This is a genomic window from Agromyces cerinus, from assembly GCF_016907835.1.
GTDB lineage: Bacteria > Actinomycetota > Actinomycetes > Actinomycetales > Microbacteriaceae > Agromyces > Agromyces nitratus.
The window spans coordinates 3524266-3542117 of record NZ_JAFBCT010000001.1 but is presented as its reverse complement, the minus strand read 5'-3'; the positions used below and the strand labels follow the sequence as shown (position 1 = coordinate 3542117).

17 protein-coding genes are annotated in these 17852 nt (G+C 70.0%); 6 read left to right on the top strand and 11 right to left on the bottom strand.

Features of this window, described 5'->3' with window-relative positions; genetic code table 11:
* Positions 1-103 precede the first annotated feature (103 nt).
* From JOE59_RS16525 to JOE59_RS16510, 4 genes are read right to left on the bottom strand one after another with little or no spacing between them, the layout of a single operon-like run.
* Complete coding sequence (locus JOE59_RS16525; RefSeq protein ID WP_056007400.1) at positions 104-595, bottom strand: DUF2017 family protein; 492 nt, start codon at positions 593-595, stop codon at positions 104-106.
* The gene (gene clpS / locus JOE59_RS16520; RefSeq protein ID WP_204462372.1) at positions 592-882 is read right to left on the bottom strand and encodes an ATP-dependent Clp protease adapter ClpS; all 291 of its coding nucleotides are present in this window, start codon (positions 880-882) and stop codon (positions 592-594) included. The genes JOE59_RS16525 and clpS overlap by 4 nt, the downstream gene beginning before the upstream one ends.
* Complete coding sequence (locus JOE59_RS16515) at positions 879-1850, bottom strand: DUF817 domain-containing protein (protein ID WP_204462370.1); 972 nt, start codon at positions 1848-1850, stop codon at positions 879-881. The genes clpS and JOE59_RS16515 overlap by 4 nt, the downstream gene beginning before the upstream one ends.
* Entirely contained in the window at positions 1847-2989 is a 1143-nt protein-coding gene (locus JOE59_RS16510) for a class I SAM-dependent methyltransferase (protein WP_204462367.1), read from the bottom strand. Before JOE59_RS16510 ends, JOE59_RS16515 begins: the two co-directional genes overlap by 4 nt.
* Before the next feature lie 104 nt (positions 2990-3093).
* On the opposite strand from JOE59_RS16510, the gene JOE59_RS16505 reads away from it, so the two are divergent.
* Positions 3094-5841: a cation-translocating P-type ATPase gene (locus JOE59_RS16505; protein WP_204462365.1), complete on the top strand. Its 2748-nt coding sequence runs from the start codon at positions 3094-3096 to the stop codon at positions 5839-5841.
* Positions 5842-5955: 114 nt separating this feature from the next.
* Positions 5956-6684 (top strand): hypothetical protein, encoded by a 729-nt coding sequence (locus tag JOE59_RS16500; protein WP_239560334.1) that lies wholly within the window; start codon positions 5956-5958, stop codon positions 6682-6684.
* Here JOE59_RS16500 and JOE59_RS16495 read toward each other — a convergent pair.
* The 5 genes from JOE59_RS16495 to dnaK form a co-directional block, all read right to left on the bottom strand.
* Positions 6642-7271 (bottom strand): hypothetical protein, encoded by a 630-nt coding sequence (locus JOE59_RS16495; protein ID WP_204462362.1) that lies wholly within the window; start codon positions 7269-7271, stop codon positions 6642-6644. The genes JOE59_RS16500 and JOE59_RS16495 overlap by 43 nt on opposite strands.
* Entirely contained in the window at positions 7268-7684 is a 417-nt protein-coding gene (locus JOE59_RS16490; protein WP_204462360.1) for a heat shock protein transcriptional repressor HspR, read from the bottom strand. The genes JOE59_RS16495 and JOE59_RS16490 overlap by 4 nt, the downstream gene beginning before the upstream one ends.
* A 9-nt stretch (positions 7685-7693) precedes the next feature.
* Complete coding sequence (locus tag JOE59_RS16485) at positions 7694-8689, bottom strand: DnaJ C-terminal domain-containing protein (RefSeq protein ID WP_179551529.1); 996 nt, start codon at positions 8687-8689, stop codon at positions 7694-7696.
* A 111-nt stretch (positions 8690-8800) separates the two neighbouring features.
* Positions 8801-9388: a nucleotide exchange factor GrpE gene (locus JOE59_RS16480; RefSeq protein WP_204462358.1), complete on the bottom strand. Its 588-nt coding sequence runs from the start codon at positions 9386-9388 to the stop codon at positions 8801-8803.
* A 2-nt stretch (positions 9389-9390) separates the two neighbouring features.
* Positions 9391-11265, bottom strand: a complete 1875-nt coding sequence (gene dnaK / locus JOE59_RS16475; protein ID WP_204462356.1) for a molecular chaperone DnaK — start codon at positions 11263-11265, stop codon at positions 9391-9393.
* 313 nt (positions 11266-11578) lie between these two features.
* Here dnaK and JOE59_RS16470 point away from each other — a divergent pair, with 313 nt between their 5' ends.
* Both JOE59_RS16470 and JOE59_RS16465 read left to right on the top strand, forming a co-directional pair.
* On the top strand, positions 11579-13108 hold the full coding sequence (locus JOE59_RS16470) for a M1 family metallopeptidase (protein ID WP_307837097.1): 1530 nt from the start codon (positions 11579-11581) through the stop codon (positions 13106-13108).
* A 37-nt stretch (positions 13109-13145) separates the two neighbouring features.
* The gene (locus JOE59_RS16465) at positions 13146-13592 is read left to right on the top strand and encodes a DUF3995 domain-containing protein (protein ID WP_204462349.1); all 447 of its coding nucleotides are present in this window, start codon (positions 13146-13148) and stop codon (positions 13590-13592) included.
* A 32-nt stretch (positions 13593-13624) separates the two neighbouring features.
* Here JOE59_RS16465 and JOE59_RS16460 read toward each other — a convergent pair whose 3' ends face one another.
* Complete coding sequence (locus JOE59_RS16460; RefSeq protein ID WP_204462348.1) at positions 13625-15208, bottom strand: MFS transporter; 1584 nt, start codon at positions 15206-15208, stop codon at positions 13625-13627.
* Positions 15209-15287: 79 nt separating this feature from the next.
* Between JOE59_RS16460 and JOE59_RS16455 the strand changes: the two genes are divergently transcribed.
* Complete coding sequence (locus JOE59_RS16455) at positions 15288-15908, top strand: hypothetical protein (protein WP_239560333.1); 621 nt, start codon at positions 15288-15290, stop codon at positions 15906-15908.
* 66 nt (positions 15909-15974) lie between these two features.
* Here the strand turns inward: JOE59_RS16455 and JOE59_RS16450 are convergent, their stop codons facing one another.
* Positions 15975-16598, bottom strand: coding sequence for a TOPRIM nucleotidyl transferase/hydrolase domain-containing protein (locus JOE59_RS16450; protein ID WP_204462347.1), 624 nt, complete (start codon positions 16596-16598; stop codon positions 15975-15977).
* A 252-nt stretch (positions 16599-16850) separates the two neighbouring features.
* Here JOE59_RS16450 and JOE59_RS16445 point away from each other — a divergent pair, with 252 nt between their 5' ends.
* Entirely contained in the window at positions 16851-17756 is a 906-nt protein-coding gene (locus JOE59_RS16445) for a serine protein kinase RIO (RefSeq protein ID WP_239560332.1), read from the top strand.
* Positions 17757-17852 lie beyond the last annotated feature (96 nt).

The window sequence follows — 17852 nt, the reverse complement described above, 5'->3', positions numbered from 1 at the left end:
CGCACCGCGTGCGGTTCCGGCTGTGCCGACGACGACGGTGATTCGGCATCAGCATGCCAGCGATCGGGGTCGCCGCCCAAGCACGACCCGCCGACGGCGCCGCTCAGCCCTTGATGGGGTCGAGCACCTCGAGCATCGAGCCCTGCACGAACCCGGCCCACTCGTAGGCCGCGCGCAGGTAGTCGTCGCGCGTCTCGTCGGCATCGGCCTCGTCTTCGTCGACGATGCCGACCCGCTCGGCGAGGATGAGCCGCAGGTCGGTGAGGAAGGTCAGCCAGCCCCACGCCTCGGACTGGTCGAGCTCGATCTGCACGACACCGCCGTGCTCCTCGACCGCGGTGGCGTCGCGCACCCGCTGGGCGGCCTGGCGCTTGCCGTCGACGAGGCTGTCGCGCGTGTAGCGGGTGTAGTCGTGCGCGGCATCGTGATCGTCGGGGTACGCGTTCGGCAGCAGCCGGCCGAGGGCAGGGTCGTCGGCCTCGCCGAGCAGCAGCACCGAGTCGACCTGGTCGGCGAGCTCCGAGAGCAGCATCGCCTCTTCGGTCTCGAGCACGATGCGCACGCCCTCGCCGCCCCCGAGCCCCGCGACGATCACGGCTCGACCCGTTCGACGGTGGCCTGCAGGCCGTAGCCGTGCATCGCCTGGGCGTGGCGCTCCATGGCCTCCCGGTTGCCGGTCGCCACGTAAGCGCGGCCCTCGGTGTGCACGAGCAGCATGAGCCGCTCGGCTTCGGCACGCGGGAACCCGAAGTAGCTGCGGAAGACGTAGCTCACGTAGGTCATGAGGTTCACGGGGTCGTCCCACACGACCGTGCGCCAGGGCAGCTCGACCGAAGCGCGCACGGCGTCTTCGGTGTCGAGTTGCTCGAGCGTCGAGGTCATGCTCCAAGCCTGACACGATGTGCGCCCGCCCGCACCCCGTCGGCGTCGGCGTCGGCGTCGGCCGATGCCGGCGGGCGGGGCGGGTACACGAGCGTGACCAGCACCACCGAGATGATCATCAGCAGGAACCAGGACACGAGCTTCGACGGCGACACGAGGTGCCAGCCGTCGAGCTGGTCGGGGTAGAGCCAGGCACCCGCCCACGTGCCGATGTTCTCGGCGAACCAGATGAAGAGGGCGACGAGCACGAAGCTCAGGAGCACCGGCATGCGCGGGGTGCGCCGCCAGACCCGGAAGTGCATGACGGTCGGCCACCACACCACGACCACCGCCGCGACGAGCACCCAGCGCAGGTCGATGATGAAGTGGTGCGTGAAGAAGTTCGCGTAGATCGCCGCTGCGACGACGACCGTGAGCCAGCGCCGCGGGTACCGCGTGAACCCGAGGTCGAAGAGCCGGTAGACCCGCACCATGTACGACCCGACGGCCGCGTACATGAAGCCCGTGAAGAGCGGCACGCCGGCGATGCGCAGCACGCCGTCTCCGTCGTACGACCACGAGCCGACGTCGGTCTTGAAGATCTCCATGACCGTGCCCGTGATGTGGAACAGCACGATGACCCAGAGCTCGCGCCCCGACTCGAGCCGCGTCGCGACCATCACGACCTGGATCACGACGGCGGCGATCGTGAGGGCGTCATTGCGCGCGAGCGCCGCGTCGTCGGGGTACCAGAGCCGGGCGGCGACGATCACGGCGAGCAGGGCGGCGCCGAAGACGCAGGCCCAGGCCTGCTTCGCGCCGAACACGAGGAACTCGATGAGCCCGGCACGGATGCCGCGTTCCGACGCTCCCGCGAGCAGGCGATGCGCGCCGCGGTCGAGGGCCCGCTCGACCGTGGTGAGCTGCCGCTCGTGCTCCCGGCCGGCCCCTCCGGGCTGACCGGTCACGACAGGTGCCTCCTCGGTCATGTCGCGGCCCTCCGTGAGGCCGTGACCGTGAACTTCGGGTTCCGGGCGATCTGCCGGGTGCGCCCGACGACCCGCTCGAGGAGCGGCCGATAGGCGAGGTGCGAGTTCCAGACGCACCAGAGCTCGCCGCCGGGGGCGAGCACGCGCGCCGCGTCGGCGAAGAGGTGCGCGGCGATGCCGGTCGAGATCGCCGCGTCGCTGTGGAACGGCGGGTTCAGCACGATGAGGCGCTCGCTCGCGTCGGCGAGCCCTTCGAGGCCGTCGGCCCGGGTGACGTGCACGCGGTCGGCGACCCCGTTGGCCGCCGCAGTCAGTCGAGCGGATGCCGCAGCCGATGCCGAACGATCGGTCGCGGTGACCTGCAGCCCGGGTCGCGTTCGCGCGAGCCACGACGCCACGACGCCCGTGCCGCACGCGAGGTCGACGGCGGTGTCAGCATCGGGAACCGCGTCGCCCAGTTGTGCGAGCAGGAACCGGGTGCCGATGTCGACCCCGGTCCCGGCGAAGACGCCGCCGTGCGCGACGACCGTCAGGCCGAGGTCGTCGTGTCGCGTGCTGCGCGGCCAGCCGGGTGCCGTCTCGGCCGTCTGGGGCGTCGTGCCGCCCGGATCACGCGCAAGCAGCACGCGCGACTTCTGTCGGGCGCGGCTCACGTCGACCCGCCCGAAGCGGCGACCGAGCACGTCGTTCATCGCGAGCGACATGTGCTTGATCCGGCCGCCCGCGACGACCACGACCGCGGGGTCCGCGTGCGCCGCGATGAGCTCCGCCACCTCGTCGAGCCGGTCGAGCGAGCGCGGCAGGCGCATGAGCACGAGCCGAGCGCCCGTGACGAGCTCGGGGCCGAGCGGAAGCGAGCGCACCTCGCCCTCGAGGCCGAACCGGCCCGCGTTGGCGGCGAGCGCCCGCTCCCCCGTCACGAGGTCCTGGTGCACGCGGATGCCTCGCGCGCCGGCGTCGGCTGCGGCGAGCGCGAGCGCCCCGTACGAGTCGTCGATCACGACGATCTCCCCCGGCCCCGCCTCGCCGATCAGCGCAGCGGCCTCGTCGAGGATCAACCGGTCCGCGGCATCCGATGCCTCGAGCCCCGGACCTTCGACATCGGGGTGACGCCGCAGGGCGTCGAGGTCGATCGGCATCCCCCAAGGGTACGACGCGTCGAATCGATGTCATCTTCCTCTCCCGTTCGCAGCATCCGCCGGACTAGCCTGTCGAATGTCGACATGACTTCTGGGGGTCCGCCTTGACCATCGAAACTCAGCACAGCGCGCCGCAGGAGCACGCCGTCGAATGGTGGGCGCTCGCCCCCGACGACGTGATCGCGCAGGCGAAGACCGAACCGTCACGCGGGCTCCCCGCGGCAGAGGCGGCGAAGCGCCTGGCGGAGGCCGGGCCCAACGCGCTGCACAGCGCACCGCCGCCGAACGTCTGGCGCATCGCGCTCAGCCAGGTGCTCGAGCTCATGACGCTCATGCTCATCGCGGTGACGATCGTGTCGCTGCTCATCGGGCAGGTCACGACGGCGATCATCGTGGCGGTCCTGGTGCTGTTCAACGTCATCACCGGCACCCAGCAGGAGGTGAAGGCCCGCCGCAGCGTCGACGCGCTCGCGAAGCTGCAGACGCCGAAGGCACGGGTCATCCGCGATGGCGTCCTGCTCCAGATCGACGCGACGGGGCTCGTGCCCGGCGACATCGTCGAGCTGGAATCCGGTGATCTCGTGCCCGCCGACGGACGGATCCTCCGGTCGGCGAACCTCGAGACGCAGGAGTCCTCGCTCACCGGCGAGTCCCTGCCCATTCCGAAGGGTCCGGCCGAGAACACCGCGGGCACCGCGCTCGCCGACCGCACGTCGATGGTGTTCCAGAACACCTCCGTCACCCGCGGCACGGCGCGCATCGTCGTCGTCGAGACCGGCATGCGCACCCAGATGGGTCGCATCGCCTCCTTGCTCACGCAGGTCGGCGACAAGAAGTCGCCCCTGCAGCTCGAGCTCGACGGACTCACGAAGGTGCTCGGCATCATCGCGTGGAGCGCCGTGCTCGTCATCGTCATCATCGGCTTCGCCCGCGGGCAGAGCCTCGACGAGCTGCTCTTCCTCGCCACGGCCGTCGCGATCTCCGCGATCCCGACCGGCCTGCCGGTGTTCGTGCAGAGCCTGCTCGCGTGGGGCGCCTCGAAGCTCGCGAAGGAGCGTGCGATCGTCACGTCGCTGAACGACGTCGAGACGCTCGGCGCGACGAGCGCGATCTGCTCCGACAAGACGGGCACCCTCACCCTCAACAAGATGACGGTGCGCACCGCGTGGCTCGGCGGCAGCACCTACCGGGTCACCGGCGAGGGCTACTCGTTCGAGGGCAGCGTGCTCGGCACGTCCGACGAACCGCTCGACGCGCCGACGCTCGGGCTCGCGATCGGCCTGCCGAACGACGCGACGGTGTCGGCCGACGGCGAGGTCGTGGGCGACCCCACCGAGGCCGCGCTCGTGGTGCTCGCCGCGAGGCTCGGCATCGACGCCGATCAGGCGCGCAAGGACTACCCCCGGCTCGCCGAGGTGCCGTTCGACTCCGACTACAAGTTCATGGCGACCCTGCAGCGCATCCCCTTCCGCGGCGAGCAGCGGCTCGTGCTCATCGTGAAGGGCGCACCCGACGTGGTGCTCGGCCGCTGCACGACGATGCTCGACGAGAAGCGCGAGGTCGTGCCCGTGGCATCCGACTCGGCCACCACGGAGCTCGAGCGCATGTCGGCCACCGGCCTCCGCACGCTCGCGATCGCCGCACGGTTCCTCGACGACGGCGATGAGGGCCGCATCGCGGCCGACCCGATGAGCTGGGTCTCCGACCTGGTGCTCATCGGCATCGTCGGCATCGTCGACCCGCTGCGCACCGAGGCGAAGGACGCGGTCGCGGTGGCGCACAACGCCGGCATCGACGTGCGCATGATCACCGGCGACCACGCCGTGACCGCCGGGGCGATCGGCGCGGAGCTCGGACTCGGCACCGGGGCCGTGAGCGGCGCCGACCTCAAGCAGATGGACGACGTCGAGCTGGCGGGTCGCCTGCCCGACCTGCACGTGTTCGGCCGGGTCACGCCCGACGACAAGCTGCGGCTGGTGCGCCTCCTGCAGGCCGACGGCGCCATCGTCGCGATGACCGGCGACGCCGTGAACGACGCGGCGGCGATCAAGCAGGCCAACATCGGCGTCGCGATGGGATCCGGATCCGAGGTGACGAAGCAGGCCGCGAAGCTCGTGCTCACCGACGACAACTTCGCGACCCTGGTGCACGCCGTCGAGATCGGCCGCATCGTCTACTCGAAGATCACTGCGTACCTGCGCTTCCAGATGACGCAGCTCCTCAGCCTGATCATGCTGTTCCTCGCCGCGAGCGCGTTCTCGATCGCCGAGGGCGTCGCGCTGTTCCCCGCCCAGGTGCTGTTCATCAACTTCTTCGTGGCCCTGTTCGCGGTGTTCGCGATCGCCGCCGACGCGAACCCGCCGGGCATCATGAACCACCCGCCGCGCGATCCGAAGGTCGGCGTCGTGAACCCCGTGTCGCTCGTGGAATGGCTCGTCTACGGCGCCGTCATCTTCCTGATCGCCCTCGTGCCGCTGCTCTGGGGGCCCGACGCCCCGAGCCCGGTCGAGCCGACCGCGTCGATGACGATGGCCTACGTCGTGCTCGGCTTCGCCACCGTGCTGAGCGCCCTGCTCATGCGCCGCACGCCCGAGTCGGGCCTGCTGGCGCCCATCGCGGCCGTGGCGAAGATCCTGGTCTGGCCGGTCCTGCTCATCATCGCGTCGACCGAGATCGGCGTGCTCCAGCGGATGCTCGGCACGGTGTCGCTGACGGGCTGGCAGTGGCTGGAGTGCATCGGGCTGACGCTGATCCTCCTGGTCGTCGTCGAGGGCGACAAGTGGTTCCGGCGTCGCCGGCTCGCGCGGCGCTTGGCCGGGTCTCCCGTCGCCGCGACCACCGGCATCCGCTGAGTTCGGCGGCACCGTGGTCGGTCGGCTGGCGGCACTGCAGTGCTCGAGCCGCGACCTCCCGCCGTTTCCTCGCTGGGTGCGGCTCCCTGCTGGGTTTGCTACCCTCGGTGCCGCATGCAGGACGCACGGGCCGGGGGACGACGGGCGGCGCGACATGAGGTCGCGACGCCCGTGACGCGTCCCCGGCGATCGACGGCGAGAAGCGCGCGTCCGCGCCGCCGATCGCTCACCGCAGCCGCCACGCTCTCGGTGCTCGGCCTGCTCGCCGGGCTCGCCCTCGCACCGTTGCCGCAGCCCGGCGGCCTGTTGCCGTTCGCCGCGGCGGATGCACCGCACCTCGGCGAGGTGCAAGACCTCAGGGTCGCGTCGGATGTCTCCGCCCCGACCGTCTCGCACGAGTCGTACGTCGCGACCACCGGCGCGCAGACGCTCGTCGCCGGCGGCACGAACGTCGACTGGGCCAAGCTCGTGCTCGTCGAGGGCGAGTGGCCGCTGACTGAAGAGAACGTCACCTTCATGATGCGGTGGATGCGTCAGGAGAACGGCGCCGACAACTGGTGGAACCGCAACAACCCGCTGAACAACGGGCAGGGCTCCGGCGGCGGATCTGGTCTCGGCAGTTACCCGACCCTCGTCGAGGCCGCGTACTACGCCGCCGAGAACCTGCAGTCGGGTCGCTACCCCGAGGTCGATGCGGCGCTCGCCAGCGGCGACTCGGCCGATGCCACCGCGCAGGCGATCTGGGCATCGGCGTGGGCGTCGAGCCATTACGGCTACGGCACCCACTGGAGCTCGCGCCCCTACGAGGTCATCGAGGCGCCGGCCTCCGCCTGGGGTCGCTGAGCAGCCGTCCGACGGCCGAACGCCCGCCCGAAGAGCGACCAGAGCAGCCAGCCGAGCCCGGCGGTCGCGACGATCGCGAGGAGCACGAAGATCGTGAGCGGCACGGGCTCGCCGCCGAAGAAGACGAGGCCGACCGGTCCGGGGCCGATCAGCAACGCCACGACGAGCACGGCGAAGTAGACGGCTCCGTTGACGAGGAGCTGGAGCACGAGACCGATGGCCGCCGCAGACCAGGTCACCGCGTTCGGTGCCGGGATGCCGCGGCGGCGCAGTGCCGTCACGCTGCCGATGATGCCCGCGGTGAATGCGGCGACGCCGATGAGCATCGGCAGGATGACGAGCCACGGCTGCTCAGCGAGCACACCGCCTCCGACGAGCGTCGCGAGGAAGCCGACGAGTGCGGCGCCGCCGAGGCCGCCCGTGACGAGGCCGACGGCAGTGAAGACGACGAGCACGCCGACGAAGACGAGCGCGGGCAGCACGCCGATCACGAAGCCGAGGGTGATGAGCGGCAGCGCCCAGACGCCGACCGGTCCCGCGGACCGCGCGACTGCCGCGGAGGGAGGAGCCGCCGGAGCGGCGATCACTCGCGTTCCAGCGGGCGCCACACGACGACCGCGTTCTCACGGCGCACGCGGGTGCCGGCCTTCATCGAGATGACCTCGCCGGCCGAACCGGCCGCGAAGACGCGACGGCCCGGGCGGTTCAGCATCTCGTCGGCGAGCGCGCCCTCGAGTTCGCGCACGCGGGCGCGCAGGGTCGCGACCTCGTCTTCGAGGCCGAGTACCCGGCGGATGCCTTCGAGGCTCACGCCCTCGCTCGAGAGCTGGGCGATCTCGCGGAGCTGCACGACGTCGTGCATCGAGTAGCGCCGCGACTTGCCCGCGGTGCGGGTCGGCGAGACGAGCCCGAGCCGGTCGTACTGCCGCAGCGTCTGCGGGTGCATGCCCGCGAGCTCGGCCGCAACGGAGATGACGAAGAGCGGGCTCCTCTCGTTCATCTCCACGGCCTAGCCCTTCGCCTTCGCGAGCAGGTCGTCGCGGGGGTTCTCGTCGGGCAGCAGCGCGGCGAACTCCTCGAGCTTCGCCTCCGCCTCCTTCGAGAGGTGCGAGGGAACGGCGACCTGCACGACCGCGAGGAGGTCTCCGGTGCCCTTCGACGTCTTCACGCCGCGGCCCTTGACCCGCAGCACCCGGCCGCTCGGCGTACCGGGAGCGACCCGCACCTTCACGGGGTCGCCACCGAGCGTCGGCACCTCGACGGTCGCGCCGAGCGCCGCCTCGGTGAACGTGACGGGCACGGTGACCCTGAGATTCAGGCCATCGCGCTCGAAGACCGGATGCTTGCGCACCGTCACCGTCAGCACGATGTCGCCGGGCTCACCGCCGTCAGGCGAGGGCTGGCCCTTGCCCCGCAGGCGGATCTTCTGCCCGTCGGCGACACCCGCCGGGATGCGCACCGTGATCGGCTTGCCCTCGGCGGTCTGCAGGGTGATCTGGTCGCCCTTGGTGGCGGTGACGAAGTCGAGCGTCGTCGTCGCCGTGACATCCCGCCCCTTGGTGGGGCCGCCGGCGCCGCGGTAGCCGCCCGTCGGCTGGCCGAAGCGGCCGCCGCCGAAGAGCCCGCCGAGCAGGTCGTCGTAGTCGCCACCCTGCTGGAACGTGTACGACTGGCCGCGGCCTCCGCCGCCCTGGCCGAACATGCCGCCGAAGACGTCTTCGAAGCCGCCGTTGCCGCCGGCGCCGCCGGGCGCGGTGAATCGAGCGCCGGAGCCCATGGCCCGCACGGCGTCGTACTCCTTGCGCTGCTCGGGGTCGGCGAGCACGGAGTGCGCCTCGCTGATCTCCTTGAACTTCGCCTCGGCGGCAGCGTCACCGGGGTTGGAGTCGGGGTGGTACTTGCGTGCGAGCTTGCGGTACGTCTTCTTGAGTTCCGCGTCGCTCACGTCTTTGGAGACGCCGAGCACCTTGTAGAAGTCCTTGTCGAACCAATCCTGACTGGCCACCGGCACCTCCTCTCTCGTATCTGTCTGAAGTCTGTCTTGAGTCTGTCTGAAAACCGTGTCGGCCGGTCCGCGACATCCGCGAACGGATGCCGCGGGCCGGCCGAGTCGGGTCTACTGCGGGGTCTTCACGACGACCTTCGCTGCGCGGAGCAGCGTGCCGCCGAGGGTGTACCCGGTCTCGACGACGTCGGCGATCGTGTCGATCTCGACGTCGGCCGACGGCTGCTGGAAGATCGCCTCGTGCCGCTGCGGGTCGAACGGCTCGCCGACCTCGCCGAACGACGAGAGGCCGAGCTTCTCGACCGAGCCGCGCAGCTTCGCCGCGATGGTCGCGAACGGAGCGTCGCCCTCGAGGTCTCCGTGCTTCTCGGCACGGTCGAGGTCGTCGAGCACGGGCAGCAGCACGGCCACTGCCGCGCCGACTGCGCGCTCGCGCTCGAGCTCGCGGTTCGCCTCGGTGCGCTTGCGGTAGTTGGCGTACTCCGCAGTGATGCGCTTGAGGTCGGCCAGGTGCTCGTCGCTCGGATCCTGCACCTCGGCGTTCGCCGCGTTCAGGATGTCGTCGACCGTGAGCACCTCGTCGTCGTCGGCCTCAGGGGCCTGCCCCTCGGGGGTGACGGATGCCGCGGCATCCGTCACCTCGTCGGTGGCACCGGCGTCGGGGTCGGGGACTTCGGGAGTCTCCTTCTCGTCTGCCATGGCTACTTCTTCTCTTCCTCGTCGTCGATGACCTCGGCGTCGACCACGTCTTCGTCGGAGGACTGGTCGCCCTCTGCACCCGACGCGTTCGCGTCTTCGCCGGCCGCGGCTGCGGCATCGGCCTGCTGGCTCTGCGCGTAGATCGCCTCGCCGAGCTTGCCCTGCGATGCGTTGAGCTTCTCGAAGGCCGACTTCACGGCCTCGTCGTCGTCGCCCGCGAGCGCGGTCTTCAGCGCGTCGACGTCGCCCTGCACCTCGGACTTGACGTCAGCGGGGAGCTTGTCTTCGTTGTCCTTGATGAGCTTCTCGATCGAGTAGACGAGCTGCTCGGCCTGGTTGCGGGTCTCAGCCGACTCGCGACGCGCCTTGTCTTCGGCGGCGTGCTCCTCGGCCTCGCGCACCATGCGCTCGATGTCGTCCTTCGGGAGGCTCGAGCCGCCCGAGATCGTCATGCGCTGCTCCTTGCCGGTGCCCTTGTCCTTCGCGGACACGTGCACGATGCCGTTGGCGTCGATGTCGAACGTGACCTCGATCTGCGGGATGCCCCGCGGCGCCGGCGCGATGCCGGTGAGCTCGAAGGTGCCGAGCGGCTTGTTGTCGCGGGTGAACTCGCGCTCGCCCTGGAAGACCTGGATCGCGACCGACGGCTGGTTGTCGTCGGCGGTCGTGAAGGTCTCGCTGCGCTTGGTCGGGATGGCCGTGTTGCGCTCGATGAGCTTCGTCATGATGCCGCCCTTGGTCTCGATGCCGAGGCTGAGGGGGGTGACGTCGATGAGGAGGACATCCTTGCGCTCGCCCTTGAGGACGCCCGCCTGGAGGGCGGCGCCGACGGCGACGACCTCATCGGGGTTGACGCCCTTGTTGGGCTCCTGGCCGGTCTCCTTCTTCACGAGCTCGCTGACCGCGGGCATGCGCGTCGATCCACCGACGAGCACGACGTGCGCGATGTCGGAGAGCTTGACGCCCGCCTCGCGGATGACGTCTTCGAACGGCTTCTTGGTGCGGTCGAGCAGGTCGCTCGTCATGTTCTCGAACTCGGCGCGGGTGAGCGTCTCGTCGAGGTTCGCGGGGCCGTTCTCGGTGAGCGAGAGGTAGGGCAGCTGGATGGACGCCTTCAGGTTCGAGGACAGTTCCTTCTTGGCCTGCTCAGCGGCCTCCTTCAGGCGCTGCTTGGCGATCTTGTCGTTCGAGACGTCGACGCCGGTCGACTCCTTGAACTTCTTGATGAGCCAGTCGACGATGCGCTGGTCCCAGTCGTCGCCGCCGAGGCGATTGTCGCCGGCGGTCGCGCGCACCTGGATCGTCGAGAAGTCGTCGTCCTTGCCCACCTCGAGGAGGGACACGTCGAACGTGCCGCCGCCGAGGTCGAAGACCAGGATGAGCTCGTCTTCCTTGCCCTTGTCGAGGCCGTACGCGAGTGCGGCCGCGGTGGGCTCGTTGATGATGCGGAGCACGTTGAGGCCCGCGATCTCGCCGGCCTCCTTCGTGGCCTGGCGCTCGGCGTCGTTGAAGTACGCGGGAACGGTGATGACGGCGTCGGTGACGGTGTCGCCGAGGTACTGCTCGGCGTCTCGCTTCAGCTTCTGCAGGATGCGCGCCGAGATCTCCTGGGGCGTGTACTGCTTGCCGTCGATCTCGTCGGTCTTCCAGTCGGTGCCCATGTGGCGCTTGACCGACGCGATGGTGCGGTCGACGTTGGTGACGGCCTGGCGCTTCGCGGTCTCGCCGACGAGCACCTCGCCGTCTTTCGTGAATGCGACGACCGACGGAGTGGTGCGCAGACCCTCCGCGTTCGCGATGACCGTGGGCTCGCCGCCCTCGAGGACCGCGACGACCGAGTTGGTGGTGCCGAGGTCGATTCCTACTGCACGTGACATGTGTTTCTCCTTCTCCCCGCCCGTGTGCCCGGGCCGCGCGGGAGCACCGCACGACGCATCGAACAACGAGCCGGATACCGGTCCGACCCTTGCTGGCCCGCAACCGAAGTACCTGAGGCAAGACTTGAGCCTTGCCGACTCAAGCTTCTCAACACCCCGTGAACGTGTCAAGTCGAGGCGGTGAAACTTGAGTGTACTTGACTCAACTCACAGCCGAAGCCCAGTATTCCCGGCCGGGGGCTACCGGAGCGGTTCGCCCGTCCCTAGAGTTTCGCGCAGGCGTTCCACGTGGAGACGACGAGGGGAAGCGATCGTGAACCGGAGACGAATGCAACTGGTGGGCGGCCTGACGGTCGCACTCGCGGTGGTCGGGGGCCTCGGTGCGACTGGGGCCGTCGCGGCGCCCGGATCACCGAACGGGCCGCGCTACACCGCGGGCGCGCAGGGTGCGGGCGACGCGTACTTCCCGAACGCCGGCAACGGCGGCTACGACGTGCAGCACTACGACCTCGGCGTCACCTACACGCCGCCCGCAGCCTCTCCTGCGCCGCTCGTCGGGCAGTTCGAGGGCACCGCCACGATCGACCTCGTCGCCACGCAGGACCTCGACCGATTCAACCTCGACCTCCGCGGCATGACGGTCAGCTCGCTGACGGTGAACGGCAAGCCCGCGACATCCGTCACGCCGCCGGCGACCGGGGCCGTCGTCGACGGGGCCGCGTACTGGCACGTGCAGAACGACGAGGAACGCGTCTGGGAGCTCACCGTGCAGCCCCGTCCGAAGCTCAAGGCGGGCCAGACCGCCCGTGTGGTCGTGGAGTACGGAGGCCCGACGACGCGGCCGCTCGACATCGAGGAGGCGCTCTACGGCTGGGTGACCACGCGCGACGGCGCCATGGTCGTCAGCGAGCCAGAGGGCTCGATGACCTGGTACCCCGTCAGCGACCACCAGACCGACAAGGCCAGCTACAGCTTCGAGATCACCGTGCCCGAGGGCAAGGCCGCCGTGGCGAACGGCGTGCAGCCGAAGCCCGAAGTGACGGCCGACGGCTGGACCACCTGGTTCTGGGACGCGCCCGACCAGCAGGCCAGCTACCTCACGACCGCGTCGGTGGGCGACTTCGACGTGCGGGACACCTACTTCTCGGCGAGCGGTGTGCCGATCATCGACGCGGTCGACACGAAGCTGACCGCCGCTCGGCTCGCCACCACGAACGCCAGCCTGTCGCGCCAAGTCGAGATGATCGACTTCTACGAGCAGTACTTCGGGGGCTACCCGTTCGTTGCCTACGGTTCGATCGTCGACGACGACACCGTCTTCTACGCACTCGAGACGCAGACCCGTCCGGTCTACTCGCGCTCGGCGAACGAGGGCACCGTGGCGCACGAACTCGCCCACCAGTGGTTCGGCAACACGGTCAGCCCGGAACGCTGGCAGGACATCTGGCTCAACGAGGGCTGGGCGACGTACGCGTCCTGGATGTGGGACGAGAGCGACGGCGGCGCGACCGTGCAGGAGTCGTACGACGACTGGTACGAGTCCGAGGATCCCGGCGACGAGTACTGGGACCTCCAGATCGGCGACCCGGGCCCGCTCGGTCTGTTCCAGGGCCCGGTCTACGACCGCGGCGCCGGCACCCTGCACGCGCTCCGCGTCGAGCTCGGCGACGACACCTTCTTCGCCGGCACGCGGCTCTGGCTCGAGCGCTACGACGACTCGGCGGGCACGGCCGAGGACTTCCAGGCGGTCTTCGAGGAGGTCTCGGGCACAGACCTCGACGACTTCTTCCAGACCTGGCTGTACAAGCAGGCGAAGCCGCCCGCCACCTGGACCACTCCGTAGGGGGATGCCTCGCACGAGCACGAATAGGGTGGGACTCGTGCGAAGAGCTTCCGGGATGGTGCTGGCGTCGAGGGCGGTCGCGGCCGTCGGACTCGTGAGCGTCGGCGTGCTGCATGCCATCTGGGCGAGCGGCGCGAGCTGGCCCGCGAAGAGCCGAGCCGAGCTGGCGGACGCGACGGTCGGATCGACCTCCGCCCAGCCTGCGCCCGTCGCGACCGCGGCGGTGGCGGCGACGGCGACCGTGGCCGGCATCGTCGCCGGCGGAGCGCTCGGCGATCGCCCGATCGCCGTGCTCGCCCGGCGCGTTGCGGGGGTGGCACTCCTCTCCCGAGCCGCGGCCGGTGGCGTCCTCGCCGGCAAGGCGCTCGGCCTGCCGGACCCGAGCGAACGGTTCCGCACGCTCGACGCACGCTTCTACCGGCCGCTCTGCCTCGTGCTCGGGGCCGCGGCGCTGGTGGGCGCTCGTCGGCGCTCGTCGGGCTGACGGCGACGACGAGACCCGAGTTCACGCGGTGATCAGCCGAGCGCTGCACCCTCGGCCGACGCCGAGGGCTTCGGGTCGGGGAGCCGCCGCATCCGCAGCGCGTTCGCGATGCCGAGGAGGCCGGCGAGGATCGGCACGAGCAGGGCGATCTGCAGGGCGATGAAGCGGGAATCGGTGTTGATGCGCAGGATCTCCGCCTGCACCTCGGGCGTCTGACCGACGAGGAGCTCCTCGAGCCCGGTGTTCGTCATGATCTCGGCATCCTCCTCGAGCACCGACGAGACCTGCTGCTGCTCGTCGGGGCTGAGCACCGAGCTCGCCTCTGCGCTCGCGGTGAACGTGAAGGCGAGCGTCGCGAGCATGATCGCGCCGGCGAAGGCGAGCCCGAACGAGAGGCCGAAGGAGCCCGCAGCAGAGTTCACGCCGGCAGCCTCGCTGACCCGTTCGTCGGAGATCGGCGAAAGCGTGTAGTTGTTCAGCTGGGAGACGAGCAGGCCCAGTCCGCAACCGGCGATGATGAGCGGGATCGTCAGATACCAACCCGAGTCGGCGATCGGCACGATCGGCACGAGGATGACGATGCCCACGACGACGAGGGCGAATCCCCAGAGGATGATGTTCGCCGGGCGCCGCTTGAGTCCGCGACCCGCGAGCAGCGCCACGACGAACATGCTGAGCGACAGTGGCGCGATCGACAGCCCCGCCTGCAGTGCGTTGTACTCGAAGACCATCTGCAGGTAGATGGGCAGCACGATCATCGTGCCGCCGAGGGCGATCTGCTGCAGCAGCTGCCCGCTCGCACCCGACCTGAACATCTTCGACTCGAAGAGCGTCGGGTCGAGCAGGGTCGGCTTGCCGCGGCGTTTGCGACTGCGCAGCCAGAACACGAGCAGGCCGAGTCCGAGCACGCCGATGCCGATGATCAGACCGACGTACCCGCCGCCCTCCTGCCACACGAGGATGCCGGTGACGACGCCGCCCATGCCCACGATCGACAGCATCGCCCCGACGAGGTCGATCGAACGGTCGCCGTGGTACGGCACGTCCTTCACGAGGCCGATGCCGGCGAGCACGACCGCGATGATCACCGCTTCGAGTGCGAAGCCGACCCGCCAGGAGAGGAAGGTCGTGATGAACCCGCCGAGGAGCGGTCCGACGGCGGCGGCGATGGCGGCGGATGCCCCCACCAGCGCGTACACCCGGGTCTGGTGCGCGCCCTCGAAGTTGCCGTGGATGAGCGACTGCATCGCGGGCAGCAGCAGTGACGCACCGATGCCGCCGATGAACGCCCAGAAGATGATGATCGCCGTGAGGTCCTGCGCGAAGACCATCGCGATCGCGCCGATCGCGTAGCCGAGCAGACCGAGGATGTAGGCGAGCTTGCGCCCGATCAGGTCGCCGGTCTTGCCGCCGATCAGGATGAACGCGGCCGAGACGAGTGCTTCGAGCGCGATCGCGCCCTGCACGCCGCTCACCGTGGTGTCGAGATCGCGCACGACTGCCGAGATCGACACGTTCATGAGCGAAGTGTCGACGACCAGCACGAACATGGCCATCGCGAGCAATATGGCGAGACGCCCGTTGAACCGCCCCCCGGGGGCCCCGTTCGGTTCCATGGCTCACTGAATCACATCGTGGCTCCCAGCGGAAGAGCCCGTTCACGACCCGTTCCCTTTCAGGAGCTACGATGCGGCCATGTTGAAGCCGTCCTCCGACGACACCGCCGGCCGTGTCGTGCACCTGCTCGAACGATTCGACACCGCGGAGAACGCACCGGAGGCGCTGTGGTTCCCGAAGCGGATGCGCACCCCCGGCCGGGTGATGTTCGCACTCGCCGGCCTGGTCGCGACGGCGGCCGCCGCCGTCGCTCTCGTGCTGCTCTGGACCGACGAGACACCGGGTTGGTGGTTCAACCTGATCTTCACCGTCATGATCAGCGGTATTCCGATCACCCTGTGGGCGATCCTGATCGGCTCGATCCAGGAGGCCGGCACCGAGCGTGCGATGCAGGAGACCTGGCAGGAGCACCGGCACCACGCTCGAGCCGAGCAGGGCAGCGTGACGGATCGGCGGATCGCGCTCTCCGACGACGGCTCGGTCTCCTCCTTCGACCTCGTCGTGGCGCTCGGCAACGCGGGAACACTGCGCGGGACCTGGCGGCCGCGCACCTCATCGGGCCGCCCGTTGCTGCAGACGCAGGTGCCGGGGGTCGGCACGGAAGTGCGGGTCTGGCGCATCGCCGATGCCGGCGCCGATCCGAGCGCGAGCCCGGTGGTCATCGAGGTCGCCGACCCGACGGTCGTCGTGCCGCGCTGAGCCCGAGGACGTCGCCGGAATCCGGGTACCGCGTCGGCGAGAGTGCCGACGCAGCGCAGCGGCCGGTCAGCGGTGCGTCGCTGACGCCGCCTTCGACGTCGTCTCCCGCTCGACCGCGGTCTCGATGAGCGCCCGCATCGCCGCCGGGATGCGGGACTCGTCGAGGGCGTCGATCATGAGCGGTGCGAACCGCGCCTTGCGCCCGGCGTGGGTGCCGAGGAACCGGCGGAGCTGCGCATCAGTGGCCCGCCCGCGCTGTGCGGGCTGATGCTGGAACCCGCGGAAGCGCGCGATCTCGCCGTGCTCGGCGAGCAGTTGCTGCATGCGGTCGACGCCGAGCGCACGGATCAGCTCGCCCTCGAGGTCGGGGTCGCACGCGAAGAATCCGAGCCCGGCGAGCTCGTCGAGCGTGGCCGCCGAGCCGAGGTCGGCATCATCGACGGCGCGTCGCACGTACCCGATCTCTGCCGCGTCGAACAGCCCGAGCACGCGCGGCCGTGTTCGTCGACCGGCGATCTCCCCGAGGTGGTGGTGCAGATTCGTCACGCCGTCCATCGAGACGACTCGCACACCCGCCGAGGCGAGATCGTGCCCGAGCCGCGCCGCGAGCGCCGCGACCGCGAGCCGGTCGCTGTTGCCTTCGACCAGCACCACGGTGACGGATGCCTCGTGCCCCACGTCGCCCTGCATGGCGCCGACCCTACCGCGGCCCACGGGAGGACGGGCGTTCGACGACCCGGGCGGGACCGAACACTGGACGCGACGGACGAAAGGCCCTAAGCTGCCGAAGCTGCCGTTTCGCGCAGCACCCGCTCCGGTGCATCCGGTGAAGAAAGGAGTCGATCATGGCTGTCGTTGTCGTGAACCTCCACGTTCCCTTCACTTGCGAGGCCTCCACCCGCTAAGCGGCCCGGTGGCCTCCGCGACCTTCGGAGATCCACCTTGCACATCACCTCGTCTCTCGACGAATCCGCCGTCGTGCGTGCGCACGCGGCATCCCCTGCCTTCACGACCCCGCGATTCGACGCGGGCGACCTCGCCTTCCAGACCACTGAGCCGGGCGAGGGCCAACGCTGGTCGACCTGGCCGGCCACCACTCCGCTCGAACGCGGCCCGCAGCCGCGACCCGATTGGCTCGTCACGGATGCCGCGGCGATCGACACCGAACTCGGTGTCGTCAAGACCGGCAAGGAGGCCGACCTCTACCTCATCGAACGCGCGGTTCCCGATGCCGAGCCCGGCACCCTCGGCAGGCACGTGCTGCTCGCCGCCAAGCGGTACCGCGGCAGCGAGCACAGCGACTTCCACCGCTCGACCGTCTACACCGAGGGCCGCAGCACCCGCCGCAGTCGCGACGCCCGCGCGCTCGCGAAGGGCACGACGTTCGGCCGCGCAGTCGCTCGCGTGCAGTGGGCCGCCGCCGAGTTCGAGGCTCTGTCGCGACTCACCGAGCTCGGGGCATCCGTGCCCTACCCGGTGCAGGTGAGCGGCACCGAGGTGCTCATGGAGTTCATCGGCGACGGTCGTGTCGCAGCCCCGCGCCTCGCGCAGGTTCGCGCCACCCCCGACGAGCTGCGCGAGCTGTTCCACCAGGTCGTCGAGTTCATGCGCACGCTCGCTCGCTCTGGGCTCGCGCATGGCGACCTCTCGCCGTACAACCTGCTCGTGCACGACGGCCGCATGGTCGCGATCGACCTGCCACAGGTCGTCGACGTGGTGTCGAATCCGCAGGGCTTCGACCTGCTGCATCGCGACTGCCGCAACGTCTGCGACTGGTTCACGCGGCAGCGCCTCGAGTGCGACGCCGAGCAGTTGTTCGGCGAGCTGATCGCGGAGGTCTACAGCTGAGCCGCGGGCGTTCGGGGCTCGTCCTCTCAGGGCTACCCCTGAACGCGGGTCACGATTCGAGCACACCCGTTGCGAATGGGAAGATATGTTCCTATT

Bases quoted from the DNA above. Each gene is read 5' to 3' on its own strand.
- JOE59_RS16500 (WP_239560334.1), top strand. From the start codon at position 5,956: ATGCAGGACGCACGGGCCGGGGGACGACGGGCGGCGCGACATGAGGTC.
- JOE59_RS16510 (WP_204462367.1), bottom strand. From the start codon at position 2,989: ATGCCGATCGACCTCGACGCCCTGCGGCGTCACCCCGATGTCGAAGGT.
- JOE59_RS16450 (WP_204462347.1), bottom strand. From the start codon at position 16,598: ATGCAGGGCGACGTGGGGCACGAGGCATCCGTCACCGTGGTGCTGGTC.
- dnaK (WP_204462356.1), bottom strand. From the start codon at position 11,265: ATGTCACGTGCAGTAGGAATCGACCTCGGCACCACCAACTCGGTCGTC.
- JOE59_RS16515 (WP_204462370.1), bottom strand. From the start codon at position 1,850: ATGACCGAGGAGGCACCTGTCGTGACCGGTCAGCCCGGAGGGGCCGGC.
- JOE59_RS16455 (WP_239560333.1), top strand. From the start codon at position 15,288: ATGTTGAAGCCGTCCTCCGACGACACCGCCGGCCGTGTCGTGCACCTG.
- clpS (WP_204462372.1), bottom strand. From the start codon at position 882: ATGACCTCGACGCTCGAGCAACTCGACACCGAAGACGCCGTGCGCGCT.
- JOE59_RS16460 (WP_204462348.1), bottom strand. From the start codon at position 15,208: ATGGAACCGAACGGGGCCCCCGGGGGGCGGTTCAACGGGCGTCTCGCC.
- JOE59_RS16490 (WP_204462360.1), bottom strand. From the start codon at position 7,684: ATGAACGAGAGGAGCCCGCTCTTCGTCATCTCCGTTGCGGCCGAGCTC.
- JOE59_RS16480 (WP_204462358.1), bottom strand. From the start codon at position 9,388: ATGGCAGACGAGAAGGAGACTCCCGAAGTCCCCGACCCCGACGCCGGT.